General features: G+C 69.5%; 14 protein-coding genes and 1 pseudogene. 4 read left to right on the forward strand and 11 right to left on the reverse strand.

What is annotated here, in order from left to right; translation table 11 throughout:
* Positions 1–12 precede the first annotated feature (12 nt).
* The 3 genes from ND747_RS29130 to ND747_RS02435 all read right to left on the reverse strand — a co-directional run bounded on the left by ND747_RS29130 (position 13) and on the right by ND747_RS02435 (position 2,309).
* A complete protein-coding gene (locus tag ND747_RS29130) occupies positions 13–855 on the reverse strand; it encodes an MFS transporter (protein WP_285899851.1) in 843 nt (280 codons plus the stop codon).
* A gap of 70 nt (positions 856–925) precedes the next feature.
* A complete protein-coding gene (locus tag ND747_RS02430; RefSeq protein ID WP_251731381.1) occupies positions 926–1,780 on the reverse strand; it encodes an SDR family oxidoreductase in 855 nt (284 codons plus the stop codon).
* A 154-nt stretch (positions 1,781–1,934) separates the two neighbouring features.
* On the reverse strand, positions 1,935–2,309 hold the full coding sequence (locus tag ND747_RS02435) for a helix-turn-helix domain-containing protein (protein ID WP_251731383.1): 375 nt from the start codon (positions 2,307–2,309) through the stop codon (positions 1,935–1,937).
* A 114-nt stretch (positions 2,310–2,423) separates the two neighbouring features.
* Here ND747_RS02435 and ND747_RS02440 point away from each other — a divergent pair, with 114 nt between their 5' ends.
* A complete protein-coding gene (locus ND747_RS02440) occupies positions 2,424–3,194 on the forward strand; it encodes an antibiotic biosynthesis monooxygenase (protein ID WP_251731386.1) in 771 nt (256 codons plus the stop codon).
* 128 nt (positions 3,195–3,322) lie between these two features.
* Here the strand turns inward: ND747_RS02440 and ND747_RS02445 are convergent, their stop codons facing one another.
* The 6 genes from ND747_RS02445 to ND747_RS02470 form a co-directional block, all read right to left on the reverse strand.
* Positions 3,323–3,889: a Uma2 family endonuclease gene (locus ND747_RS02445; protein WP_374216126.1), complete on the reverse strand. Its 567-nt coding sequence runs from the start codon at positions 3,887–3,889 to the stop codon at positions 3,323–3,325.
* A gap of 118 nt (positions 3,890–4,007) precedes the next feature.
* A complete protein-coding gene (locus ND747_RS02450) occupies positions 4,008–4,676 on the reverse strand; it encodes a response regulator transcription factor (RefSeq protein ID WP_251731387.1) in 669 nt (222 codons plus the stop codon).
* Between the two features lie 46 nt (positions 4,677–4,722).
* Entirely contained in the window at positions 4,723–5,928 is a 1,206-nt protein-coding gene (locus ND747_RS02455) for a histidine kinase (protein ID WP_251731388.1), read from the reverse strand.
* A complete protein-coding gene (locus tag ND747_RS02460) occupies positions 5,925–6,647 on the reverse strand; it encodes an ABC transporter permease (protein WP_251731390.1) in 723 nt (240 codons plus the stop codon). Before ND747_RS02460 ends, ND747_RS02455 begins: the two co-directional genes overlap by 4 nt.
* Positions 6,644–7,393: an ABC transporter ATP-binding protein gene (locus tag ND747_RS02465; RefSeq protein WP_251731392.1), complete on the reverse strand. Its 750-nt coding sequence runs from the start codon at positions 7,391–7,393 to the stop codon at positions 6,644–6,646. The genes ND747_RS02460 and ND747_RS02465 overlap by 4 nt, the downstream gene beginning before the upstream one ends.
* Before the next feature lie 158 nt (positions 7,394–7,551).
* On the reverse strand, positions 7,552–8,547 hold the full coding sequence (locus ND747_RS02470) for a YafY family protein (RefSeq protein ID WP_251731393.1): 996 nt from the start codon (positions 8,545–8,547) through the stop codon (positions 7,552–7,554).
* A 98-nt stretch (positions 8,548–8,645) separates the two neighbouring features.
* Here ND747_RS02470 and ND747_RS02475 point away from each other — a divergent pair, with 98 nt between their 5' ends.
* Positions 8,646–9,248 carry a DinB family protein gene (locus ND747_RS02475; RefSeq protein ID WP_251731395.1) on the forward strand — a complete coding sequence of 201 codons (603 nt, stop codon included), beginning with the start codon at positions 8,646–8,648 and terminating at the stop codon, positions 9,246–9,248.
* Positions 9,249–9,353: 105 nt separating this feature from the next.
* Here ND747_RS02475 and ND747_RS02480 read toward each other — a convergent pair whose 3' ends face one another.
* A complete protein-coding gene (locus ND747_RS02480) occupies positions 9,354–10,256 on the reverse strand; it encodes a TIGR03620 family F420-dependent LLM class oxidoreductase (protein WP_251731397.1) in 903 nt (300 codons plus the stop codon).
* Between the two features lie 162 nt (positions 10,257–10,418).
* Here ND747_RS02480 and ND747_RS02485 point away from each other — a divergent pair.
* A pseudogene (locus tag ND747_RS02485) lies at positions 10,419–10,970 on the forward strand (TetR/AcrR family transcriptional regulator); the annotation flags it as partial.
* A 314-nt stretch (positions 10,971–11,284) separates the two neighbouring features.
* Here the strand turns inward: ND747_RS02485 and ND747_RS02490 are convergent.
* Positions 11,285–11,662: a MerR family transcriptional regulator gene (locus ND747_RS02490; RefSeq protein WP_251731399.1), complete on the reverse strand. Its 378-nt coding sequence runs from the start codon at positions 11,660–11,662 to the stop codon at positions 11,285–11,287.
* A 65-nt stretch (positions 11,663–11,727) separates the two neighbouring features.
* Between ND747_RS02490 and ND747_RS02495 the strand changes: the two genes are divergently transcribed.
* Complete coding sequence (locus ND747_RS02495; RefSeq protein WP_251731401.1) at positions 11,728–12,618, forward strand: polysaccharide deacetylase family protein; 891 nt, start codon at positions 11,728–11,730, stop codon at positions 12,616–12,618.
* The last annotated feature ends 132 nt before the right edge of the window (positions 12,619–12,750 follow it).

The raw sequence follows: 12,750 nt of genomic DNA on the forward strand, positions 1-12,750 counted from the left end.
CGCACCAGAGAGTTAGTGCGGGAACCCCCCCCCGCCCCCCCCCCCCCCCGCCCCCCCCCCCCCCCCCCCCCCCCCCCCCGCCCCCGCCACCGGCGCTGGTAGCGCGGGCCGGCCGCGGGTCAGACGACGCTGCCAGAGCGCGAAGACAACCAGCAGCAGAGCGCCGGCCAGCAGCGTGGTGGTCACCACCGCCGAGCTCCACCCTCGGGTGCCCGCCTCGGCGAACCCGTAGACCAGCCCGGCCAGACCGCCACCGAACAGGGTCATCCCCACGAGGTCGAGCCGACCGCGGTGCGGCCCGCGGGACTCCGGCACCAGTACCACCACCGCGACCAGCGCGATCATCACGATCGGCACGTTGATCAGGAAGACCCAGCCCCACCAGAACCGATCGAGCAGCAGCCCGCCCAGGATCGGCCCGGTCGGCAGGGCCAGGAAGTTCACGCCCGCCCACACGCCGACCGCCCGGGAACGCTCGTCCTCGGCGAACATCACCGTGACCGCCGACATGGCCATCACCACGATGCCGGCCCCGGCGACGCCGCCGACCGCGCGCGCGGCGATGAACATGCCCGCCGAACCCGACCAGGCAGCCCAGGCCGAGGCGGCCCCGAACGCGGCGAGGGAAACGGCCATCACCCGCCGCCGCCCGTACCGGTCGCCCAGCGACCCCAGCGGCAGCATCGCCGCGGCCCAGGTCAGCAGATACGCCGAGGAGAACCACACCAGATCCGTGGCCGAGGCATGCAGCTTCGGCGCAAGCGTCGGCAGCGCCACCGCCAGCACCGTCCCGTCCACACCGACGGCGAAGACCGCCACCGCGACGCCGGCCAGCGCCCACCACTTCCGACCCATCCCGACCACCTCATGTCATCCAATGCGTTTCTGTCAGTGAGTGACAGTAGTGCAGTGGATGACGTGCAGGCTACGTCGTGGCGGCAAAGTCGGCGTGGTGGTCCCGAGCCCACTGTTCGAGCGTGCGCCCGGGCCGGCCGGTCAGCTCGGTGACGCCCGCCCGCACGCGGTCCGGTTCGGTGCGGGTGTCGTGCCAGTAGTCGAGCAGCATCGTGATGATCGATTCTGGGATGAACGCGGCCACATCGGTGCGGAACTGCGCGGGGGTGATCTCCTCCAGGCGCAGTTCGCGGCCGAGGCCCGCACCGATGGCGGCGACCTGCTCGGCCCGGGTGAGCGACTGCGGGCCGGTGAGGGGGATCGCCTGGCCGATCCAGTCGTCGTGCAGCAGCGCGACCGCGGCGGCATCGGCGATGTCCGCCTCGTGGATCGGTGCCTGGGCTGACTGCACATGGGGTGCGCGGATCGGCCAGTCGTTCCTGATCGGCCAGGCCCAGGAAAGCAGGTTGTTCGCGAAGGTGCCCGGGCGCAGGATCGTCCAGGCGTCGGTGCGTGAGGTCACGGCCTGTTCGACCGCGGTGTGGTGGAGCTGGCTCACGGAGCCCTCGTCGCGCGGGTGCTCCTTCGCCGCGGCGAGCGAGGAGAGCACGACGAAGCGCTTGACACCCGCGGTGACGGCCGCGGCCACGAACGGGTCGATGCCACCGTCGGCGGGGAACACGAACGCACGCTCCACCCCGTCGAACACCGCATCGCCGAGGGCTGCGGTATCGGTGAGATCTCCCGCAACGATCTCGACGGCGGCGGGTAGCGAGGCCTTCTCCGGATCGCGGCTGAGTGCGCGTACGGCTCGGCCCTGCTCGAGCAGGGCGGTGACGAGGTGACGGCCGACGGCGCCGGAGGCACCGGTGACGAGGATGGTCATGGGTGGTATCTCCCGCGGGTTCGAGCCCCTCGGTGGGCTGGTCGAACTCAGCGTGCCGGCCGTTCAGGTCGATTTCCGTCCTCTTCTCGTGCGACCACGGCCGCATCCTCGCGGGCGGCGGCATGAACTTTCTGCCAGGCGCCCAGGAAGGGCATCACTCGGTGGCCGGGCCGGGGCGGGGGTCAGCCGGGACCGGGGTGATCGTGAGTCCCATGGTTGTCGCCCGTTGTCGGCCCCAGTCCCACATGGCGTTGAGTACCGGGGAGAGGCCGCGACCAGCCGTGGTGAGCCTGTACTCGACCTGCGCAGGGGCGGCCCTCACCAGGGTGCGGTCGATGATCCCGGCGCGCTCCAGTTCCCGTAGCCGTTGGGTCAGCATCTTCTCGCTGATGTCGGGGATCAGGCGACGGATCTGACCGAAGCGAAGTCGATCGTTTTCCTTGAGGTGGGCCAGGATCACCGGCGTCCACCTGGCACCGATCACCTCGAGGGTCACCTCCACCGGGCAGTGATAGGCACGCTCGGTCATCGGATCTCCCTTTCGATTTGCGCCGGGCGCCGGGCGCTGTGGGTACGCACCAAAAAGTGCGTACCCACAGTACCGCATGATTCTGGTAGCGTCAGCCACGGGAGGTTCAGGAGAATGATTCTTGAGTACATCCGATACCGTATCCCCAGGCATCGTTCGGATGAGTTCGAAGCGGCCTACGGGCAGGCGGCAAAATCTCTGACAGAATCGCCAGAATGCCTCGACTTCGAGCTCTCCCGTGGGGTGGAGAGTCCAGAAATATATGTCCTGAGAATACGCTGGGAGTCCCTTGACGGACACCTGGACGGCTTCCGAAAAAGCGCCCTTTTTCAGGCGTTCATCGCCCAGGTGGGTTCGTATGTGGACAGCATCGAGGAGATGTGTCACTATGCGCCGACCGAGGTCGTGGGCGTGGGTGCCGGGACGCCCCGGCCGCCCACCCTCTACGAGTGGGCCGGCGGTCAGGAGGCCTTCGAGCGGCTGTTCGCGCGTTTCTACGAAACCGTCACCGAGGACGAGCTCCTCAGCCCGCTGTTCGCCGGGATGAACCCGGCTCATGCACATCACGTCGCGATGTGGGTGGGTGAGGTCTTCGGCGGCCCGGCTGCCTACACGGAGCTTCGCGGCGGCTATGAGAACATGCTGGCCCATCACCTCGGCAAGGCCATCACGGAGCAGCAGCGCCGACGCTGGGTCAGCCTTCTGGTCGATGCCGCCGACCACGTCGGGCTGCCGGGCGATCCGGAGTTCCGCGCGGCCTTCATGAGCTATCTGGAGTGGGGAACCCGCCTCGCGGTCGCCAACTCGCAGGCGGACGCGACACCGATCCAGCATGCCCCGGTTCCCCGCTGGGGATGGGGTGTCGCGCCGCCGTGGTCGCCGTGACCACCGTGCCGCCTGGTCAGGCCGATTTCTGTTCTCCTGTCGGGTGAGGCCGCCCGCCGTCGCCGTAAGGCCGCTCGGTCTTGCCGGTCTGCCCGCCGCACAGGTCCGCCAGGGGCGAACCGACTGCACTATGGCTGCGTGAGGTCGATCTTCACCGGGAACGGAGCCACGGCTTCGACGACACCCGCGTGGACATCGCCCACTCGATAGGTTTCTGCCGCCGAGTCGAGCACGTACGTGTAGACAAGAGGGACACCGGTGTCGGACTGCTCGATCCGCCAGTAGAACTGGATACCGGCCCGGGCGTACTGCTCCGGTTTGAAAACACGGTCCGTGGTTTCCGAGCCGGGTGAGACCACTTCGCCGACGAGGAGAACGTTCTCCGGGCGCATGGGTGTGACTCCGACCGCACCTGCCCGGTAGACAACGACGTCGGGCCGGCGGACGGTCAGCGGCACATCCTGGAGCCGGACGTCGAAGTCGAGGTCGGCGAACCATTCCGGGGCCCCCGCCAGCTCCATCGCGTTGGCGACCTTCCTCGCCAGCCGGTTGTGGATCAGGGAGGCGCTGGGGACCATGACGACCATCCCGTCCACGATCTCGATGTCCCGGCACTGTTCCTCGGACAGCGAGTCGTACAGCTCCGCGCTGATCTGCTGGTGCATCCAGGCGGGAGCGGCCATCTCGGCGGTCACGGCGCACCTCCTGAACCGGCGGCGGATCTGACACCGCCTGGCAAGCCTAGCGTGCTCGTCGTGTCCGTCGGCGCCGTCCGAGCCAGCCTGTCCGAGCCAGCTGAGTGGGATGCGGGGATCAGGCGGGCTCGCCAGCAACGACGACGCCGTTCTCATAGGCGAGCACCACGGCCTGCGCCCGGTCCCGCAGTCCCAGCTTGGTGAAGATGGCACCCACGTGGCTTTTCACCGTCGCCTCCGTCACGACGAGACGCTCGGCTATCTCGGTGTTCGACAGCCCGCGGGCGACAAGGACCAGCACCTCGCGTTCGCGTGGCGTCAGGTCGTCGAGCAGACCGGGTGGCGTCGGCGGGCGGGTCCGGGCGACGAAGGTCTCGACCAGCCGTCTGGTGACGGCGGGCGACAGCAGCGCATCGCCGGCATGCAGGACGCGGATGGCGTCGATCAGGCGCTCGCGGGAGGCGTCCTTGAGCAGAAAACCGGCCGCTCCGGCGCGCAGCGCGCCGAACACGTACTCGTCCAGATCGAAGGTGGTGAGGATGAGCACGCGCGGGGCAGGAGTGAGGCCGCTGCCGGTGAGGCGGGCGGTGGTCTCGATACCGTCCATGCGCGGCATGCGAACGTCGAGCAGAACGACGTCGGGTCGCAGCTTCTCGGCGAGTGCGAGTGCCGCCTGGCCGTCCGCGGCCTCGCCGACCACCTCGAAGTCGGCCAGGGCCTCGAGCATCAGTCGCAGGCCGGTCCGGATCAGCTCCTGGTCGTCCACGATCAGCAGGCGGATGCTCATCCGGTTCTCGTTCCCGTGAGTGTCGCTGCAAGGGTGCGGCCTGGTCTCATGCTCCCTCGCCCGCCGGGAGGCGGGCGGCGACCCGGAACCAGCCGTCACGCTGATGACCGAACTCCAGCTCGCCGCCCAGTACCGAGACCCGTTCCCGCATTCCGAGCAGGCCATGTCGAGCCGGACCGTTGGTCACGGGTGCATCTCCGGTGTCGCCGCCGATCGGAACCCGCGCCGACTCGACAGTTGCCCCGTCATTGGTCACCTCGATGTCAAGGCTTCGGCCACGATAGGCGAGTGCAACCAGGATCTGGCTGGGACACGCGTGCTTCGCCGCATTGGTCAGTGCCTCCTCGATGATGCGGAAGGCAGACAACTCCACACCGTCGGGCAGCAGGATCGGCTCTCCCGCTGTCCGCAGCTCGACGGGCGACCCGGCGGCGCGGTATTCGGCGACGAGCCCCGCCAGGTCCCGCAGCGAGGGGGTGGGGTGGGCGGCGGCGGGGCTGCCCGGGGCGCGCAGCACGGACAGCATTCGGCGAAGTTCCGTGAGACTCTGCTCCCCGCTTTTTTCCACCTGGCCCAGCGTGTCGTTGGCCCGGTCCGGCGACGTGTACAGCACGTCGCGGGCGCCCCGCACGCCCAGCAGCATCACGGTCACCGAGTGGGCGACGATATCGTGGAGTTCACGGGCGATCGACGTGCGTTCCTCGTGCACCGCGATCCGGGCCAGGTACTCCTGTTCACGCTGGAGGCGATCCGCGCGTTCCTCAAGGGCGTGGACATACCGGCGGTGGGTGCGCGCATACCTGCCCAGTACCCACACTCCCGCCGTCACCGGGACGGACACGATCGACAGGACGGCCAGCAGCGTGGCAGTGGGCACGAGCGCGGCCAGCGCTCGGCGGCGCTGTTCACGCTCGGCGATCGTGAACAGCGCCGCCAGAGCAGGCACACCACCCGGAGCATCATCGGTGGCCACCAGCGCCCCGGCGAGCGCGAGCGTCGCAAGGAGGACCGTCCATGGGGCCCGGCGGCGCGCGAGGAGCACGCCGCCGGCGGAAACCGCGAGCAGCACGGTCGACAGCCGCACGGAGTGGTCGTCGTTGAGGAGAAGACTCAGCTCAGCGATCGTGGCAGCCACCGCGACGAGAAGATCGAATCCGAGTGTGCGCCGGTCCTGCCGGTCCCGCCGCCTCAGGGCACGGATGCGGGCGGTTGCCGACGCACGCGCCCACAGCCCCCTCCCCTGGACGGTCACGCCAGGTCGCGTCGACGTTCGCCGGCCAGTGCCACGGCCATGAGCCCCACCGTCCAGGCACCCAGGACGACCGCCGCCGCGGCCAGGGAGATGCGGGCCGAGCCGTGGACCATACGGGTCAGCACCGCCACCGCGCCGAGCGGCGTGTAGTCCGACGAGCCTTCCCGCACCTGGTCGAACAACGGGTTCATCACGAAGGTGAGGATCAGCGCGCCGATCGCCGCCAGGATCTGGTTGCGCAGCAGCGCACCAACGGCGACTCCGATCATCGTCGCGAGCACCGACGATCCCAGCAGACCCACCGCCACGCCGATCACCTCGCCGACACCGAGGTCAGGTCCGGGCTGTCGGCCCAGCAGCGGCAGTCCCACTCCCAGCGAGACCGCAACCATGAGCGCGCCGACGACAAGGCCGGTGATCGCGTACGCCACAGCCCGCGCCAGCAGGAGGCGTTGCGGGGAGGCGCCCGAGGCGAGCGCCGCGGGCGCGGCCGTGCGGTGGCGGAACTCACCGGCGGCACCGACGGCCCCGAGCAGCAGCAGGAGGATCGGCATACCGGACAGGGCCTCCTCCTTCTCGCCCACCTCGTCGAGCGTCCCCGAGGCGAGCGCGACGATCATCGTATTGGCGGCCGTCAGCGCGAGCGAGGTCGCCGCGAACGCCAGCGCCGTGCGCGTGCTCACAATTTTGATCAGCTCGCCCCTGACCAGCCGGCTCACTGGTCCACCCCGCTGGTCAGACCAAGGAAGACCTCCTCGAGCGTCGACCCACCCTGGGTGATCGCATGCATGGAAGCCTGCGTCACGATGCGCCCCCGGTGCATGACGACGACCTCGTCGACCAGCAGTTCGGCCTCGGCCAGCGAGTGGCTGGACACCACGATGGTCCGGCCCGAGTCGGCCCGTTCCCGCAGCAGATTCCGTAGCCAGCGGATTCCCTGCGGGTCCAGTCCGTTGGTCGGCTCGTCCAGCACCAGAATGTCCGGATCGGCCAGCAGCGCGGTCGCGAGACCGAGCCGCTGGCGCAGGCCGAGCGAGTACCCCCCGACCCTGCGGTGCGCATCACGCTCAAGGCCCACCAGCGCCAGTACCTCGGACACCCGCGCTGCCGGCAGCCCGGCCATGGTCGCCAACGAACGAAGGTGCATGTGGGCCGAACGGCCAGGGTGTGCACCGCAGGGCTCGATGAAGACGCCCAGGGCGCCGGTGCCCCGGACGGGTGCCGCACGGCCGTTCACCAGAACCCGCCCGGCACTCTCCCGGGCAAGCCCGGTAATCACCTTGAGTACCGTGGTCTTGCCGGCTCCGTTCGGCCCGAAGAATCCGGTGACGGCTCCGGCACGAATGCTGAACGACGCGTTCTCGACGGCGGTGAACCTGCCGTAGCACTTGGTCAGCTCCTCGACGGTGACAGCCGCGCTGGCCTGGCCGGGCGCGACCGTGTCCGCAGTCCGTGAAATTCCCATGGGGAAAGAATCCGACCCGCCGGTCTCGCGGTCATCCCCGCCCGGGTGGAATTCCTGGCTCGACCGTGGGCGCAGACCGCGGTGACCGTTTCTCCTCCCACGGGTGGATGATCGAAAAGAGGGGATGGGTGAAGTTCTGTCCGGTCCGTCGCCTGGCCTCAACGTGGGCCGCTGCAGGCGGCGGCGCGTGCGTACCGGCGGGCCAGGGCGGCGAAGGCGTCCGCGAGCTCGGGCGGCCCGAGGACCTCGATGTCGGCGTCGAACCGGCCGACCGCGGCGGCCAGGCCGGGCCAGGACCAGGAGCCGAGGACGAGCCGGCAGCGGTTCGGGCCGAGCTCCTCGACGATCCCGTCCTGGGCGTACCGGGAGACGAAGGCGGCGGGTAGCTCGATGATCATCTCCCCGCGGCAGGGCCAGCGCTCCGGACCGAAGGGCCCCTCGAAGCGCTGGGCAACAAAGGCGGCCACATCGGCGCCGGGCAGCTGCCGTGGGGTGAACCGCGGCCCGGTCGGGGTACGCGGGCTGATCCGGTCGGCCCGGAAGGTGCGCCAGTCGTCCCGGTCCAGATCCCAGGCGACGAGATACCAGCGTCCGGCCCAGGTGACGAGATGATGCGGCTGTACCCGGCGCGGCGGTGGCGAGGCGGCGGCCGGCGCCGACCGCGACGGGACCGCATAGTCGAAGGACAGCTCCTCCCGGGCGTGGACCGCGGCACCGAGCGCCACGAGGACGGCCGGGTCGACCCGCGGGTTCGGCCGGTTTCCGCCGCGTTCGACCGCGGTGACCTGAAGCGCGTCGATCCGGTGGCGCAGCCGGGCGGGCATGACCTGGCGGACGGTGCTCAGCGCGCGGGCTGCCGCCTCCTCGACGCCGACGCCGGAGGTGGCGGCGATCTGGAGCGCGACGGTGAGGGCGACGGCCTGCTCGTCGTCGAACAGCAGCGGCGGCAGCTCCGTCCCGGCATCGAGCTGGTAGCCGCCGTCAGGGCCCCTGGTGGCCCGGATCGGATAGCCCAGCTCGCGAAGGCGGTCGACGTCACGGCGCACCGTGCGCGGGCTGACCTCGAGCCGGGCGGCCAGCAGCGCCCCCGGCCAGTCCCGGCGCGACTGCAACAACGAGAGCAGGGCCAGCAGGCGCGCTGAGGTCGTCGGCATGTTGATGAGATTGCCCGGAGTAGCGGCCAGAAACTGACCGCTTCTCCGGCGACGCTGGTCTTCAGTCGACAACGGCAACGACCGAAGGGCCGATCACCATGACGACCATCCCCGCCACCGCCCCCACCACTGACCCCGTCCCCGCCCCCGCCCTCGACGCCGAGCGGGCCGACCTGCTCGCCGAGCTCGCCGCGGCCCGCGCCATGCTGATCAACACGACCAGTGGCCTCAGCGACGAGCAGGCCGGCGAGCATCCGACCGTCAGCGCTCTCTGTCTGGGTGGGCTGATCAAGCATGTGGCCGCCTGCGAGGAAGGCTGGCTGCAGTTCATCCTCGAGGGGCCGTCGGCGATGGACTTCGCGCTGCCCGACGGCGTCACCTGGGACGAGTTCATGTCCGGTACCGCACGCGAGTATCCGGCCTGGGCGATCAGGCGCCAGAACGACTTCCAGATGCAACCGGGCGACACGCTGGCCGGGGTCATCGCCGGCTACCAGCGGGCCGCTGCCCGCACCGACGAGATCGTCGCGACCATCCCCGACCTGTCCGCTACGCAGCCACTGCCGGCGGCGCCCTGGAACGAGCCGGGTGCGCGGCACAGCGTCCGCCGGGTACTGATCCACATCATCGCCGAGACCACCCAGCACGCCGGGCATGCCGACCTTCTGCGCGAGACGATCGACGGCCAGACCACAACCTGACCGTCGAGGCAACTACGGTGCCGGGTCCTTCCTGGCCTTCGGGCGCAAGGCGCCACGCGCGGGCGGGATCGTCGTCGCGGCCGGCGACCCGCCTGCACCGGGCGGTCAGGCGGGGAACAGCAGTGGGGCGAGCCGTTCGAGCTGGTCGACCGCCTGGGTGAGGTCTGCCGCGAACGGGTTGACCAGCACGTGGTCGGCGCCCGCGTCGAGGTGAGCGGTCAGCCGGGCCGCGACAGTGGTTTCGTCGCCCCAGGCGAGGACGTCGTCGATCAGCCGGTCGCTGCGTTCGCCGGTCACATCAGCCTCGCTGTAGCCGAGCCGGCGGTAGTTCCTGGTGTAGGGGGACTCGGGGGCGCCCGCGCCGAGGCTGAGGATGCGGCGAAGCCACGCCCGGGCGGCCGGCGCGTCGGTTTCGAGGACCACGGCCTGATGGGGGATGACCAGCAGGTCCGGACCGACCGCCGCGCGGGCGACCGCCGTGTGTGCCACCGGCTGCAGGAACGGATGGACGCCGTCGGCTCGTTCGCGGGCCAGTTGGTGCGCACGCGGTCCGAGGGCAGCCAGGACGCGCGGGTACGGGGCAGCCGGTAGCTGCGTCAGACGCCGCCCGGCATCGTCCATGGCATCAAGGTAGTCACGCAGGTGAGCAAGAGGCCGCTCGCCGGACTGACCGCCGAGGCCGAGGACGAACCGGTCCGGATGGGCCTCAGCCAGTGTGGCGGCGCCGGTGTACATCGCACCCGCGGCGCGGGTACTGATGTTCGCGATGCCGCTGCCGACGGTGATCCGATCGGTCGTGGCCAGCATCAGACCGTGCTGGGTGAACGCCTCGCGGCCACTGACCGGCGCGACTGGCGGGGTCTCCCCGCTCCACACCGATCCGTACCCCAGTCGCTCGATGCGGACGAGCTCGCGGCGCTGCATGGCCACCGGCGTGCCGAGCAGGACGAACGGGGGAATCCAGACCCCGAACCGGCCCAGCCTTCGTCTGGTCTCCGCAACCGTCATCGCCGATCCCTCCACCTCTTCAGGCCAAAGCGGAGGCTGCCTCCGCCCGAGGGGCGCGAGCCTACCGGAGGCTGCCTCCGCCTATGGCCGTGGGGGGAGGTACCCTCCGCTTGTTCGCCGGGAAAGGAAGTGCGGGTGAGTGGAGTGGCCGAGCCGAGGCCCATGCGGGCCGATGCCCGGGCCAACTACGAGCGTCTGCTGGCGTACGCCCGTGCCGCGTTCGCCGAGCACGGCATCGGGGCCTCCCTGGAGGACATCGCCCGCCGGGCCGGAGTCGGTACGGGAACGCTGTACCGGCACTTCCCGTCGCGAGAGGCTCTGCTCGAGGTCGTCCTCCACGATCGGTTCGACACACTCGCGGCCAGGGCCCGCGAGTTGTCGGCCACCGCGGCGCCCGGATCCGCGCTGACCTGCTGGCTGCGGGAGTTCGTCGAGTTCACGGGCACCTACCGCGGGCTCACCGCGGCGCTCACCCGGACTCTGCGGGACACCTCGACAGAGCTCCACACGGCCTGTGAAGGCATGCGCGAGGCCGGGGCGTCCCTGCTCAACCGCGCGCAGCGGGCGGGCGCGGTCCGCGCCGACCTCGACGCGCTGGAACTGTTCACCCTCGTCAATGGACTCGCGTGGTCCTACGAGCAGACCTCGGCCGCAGCCCCGGGGCGGGTGACGGTCGACCGGCTGCTCGCGCTCGCGCTCGAGGGCGTGGCACCGACGGCCCTCCCCGACCGCAGTCGCGGTCGCGGTCGCCGACCAGGAAAGATCGCCGAGATCACCCAGCGTGTTGGGCAGGCAGATCTCCTGCCCGAAACGATCGACAGCCAGACCACAACCTGACAGCCGCCCCGCCCAGGGCCCGGAAGGGCCCGAGGGCAGACAGCGCCGGGTGATGGCCCCGCTGTGCGCATGACCGCGGGAGCGATCCTGCACAGGGTCACGTCCAGCCATGAGGTTGCCGAGAAGAGCGGTCTCGGCTGCAGGGACGCTCGGTTCCTCCTGGCGAGGTCAGCTGGCATGTGCCCGACGCGCTACTCGACCGGCGGGTATGGCGGCTGCGACGCCGCATGGATCACCTCGTCGAGGACTTCGCGGGAGACGACCAGCTGGGTGATCGTCTGGTCGATGCGGCACTGCTCGGCCCTCAGTTCGGCGATCAGCCGAGGAGTGGCGATCTCGGAAGGGCCGCCGTCTGCGTCTCGCATGCAGGGAAGCAGCTGTGCGATCTTCCAGCTGCTCAACCCCGCGGCGAACAGTTCCTGAATGCGAATGACTCGGTCGACGGCCTGGTCGGGATAGTTGCGGTGGCCGCCGGGCGTGCGGTCGGCCGCCAGCAGCCCCTGCTGCTCGTAGTAGCGCAGCGATCGTTCGCTGACTCCGGTGCGCCGGGCAAGCTCACCGATCCGCATGTCGATCATCCTGTCGTGACCTGGGACTTGAACCTGACACTGATGTTAGCTTTTATCCTGCCGGTATGACAGAGCCAGCGGAGAACAAGCTTTTTGACTACAGCCCGATCGTCGATCGTCCGGTGATCCGGTGGCCCGGTGGTGCTCGGGTCGCCGCCTACGTCGGGCTGAATCTCGAGCACTTCCTCCTGGATCGGCCGTCATCGAGCATCGTGCCGGAAACGGCCGACGCCGTTCCCGACCCACTTAACTATGGTTGGCGTGACTACGGACTTCGGGTCGGCGTGTGGCGCACGATCGAGAGCCTGGATCGACACGGAATCCGAGCAAGCGCGCTGGTGAACTCGATGGTCGCGGAACGCTACCCGCAGGTCATCGCGGCGGGCCGTGAACGGGACTGGGTGTGGCTTGCGCACGGTCGGACCAACTCCGTCCTCCACACCGGAATGACCTTCGACGACGAGCGCAGATCTCTCACCGGCATCGTCGACACGATAGCCGCGGCCACCGGCCGGCGACCGCGTGGCTGGATGGGCCCTGGGCTGACCGAAACGTTCGACACCCCGGCCCTGCTCGCCGAACTCGGCCTGCACTACGTGCTGGACTGGACCAATGATGATCAGCCGTATCGGCTGAATGTTCCCGGCGTGATCAGCGTGCCGTATTCGGTCGAACTCAACGACCTCATCGTGTTCAGGAGAGGCATCACCGGGGCCGAGTTCGTACAGATGGTCAAGGATAACTATGAGCAGCTGCATGCCGACGCCGAGCACAGTGGCCGAGTCATGGCGCTTGCTCTGCATCCGTTCGTGACCGGCCAGCCCTTCCGGCACAAGTACCTGGATCAGGCGCTGGAATACCTTGCCGCGCAGCCCGATGTCTGGCTGACCACCAGCGACGAGATCGCCGACCACTACCAGCGCACGGTCGGCGCGGACATCCGACCGGCGGCGTGACGGTTTCTGAAGTTGACCCGATTCTGTTCACACCTGGGCTCTTTGAGATAATGGTCTCAGGGAGGAGTACAGGTGCCGAGATCAAAACCGCCGTACACGGAAGAGTTCCGCCAACAGATGGTGGATCTTGTC

This window comes from Frankia sp. R82, from assembly GCF_023716925.1.
Taxonomy (GTDB): domain Bacteria; phylum Actinomycetota; class Actinomycetes; order Frankiales; family Frankiaceae; genus Frankia.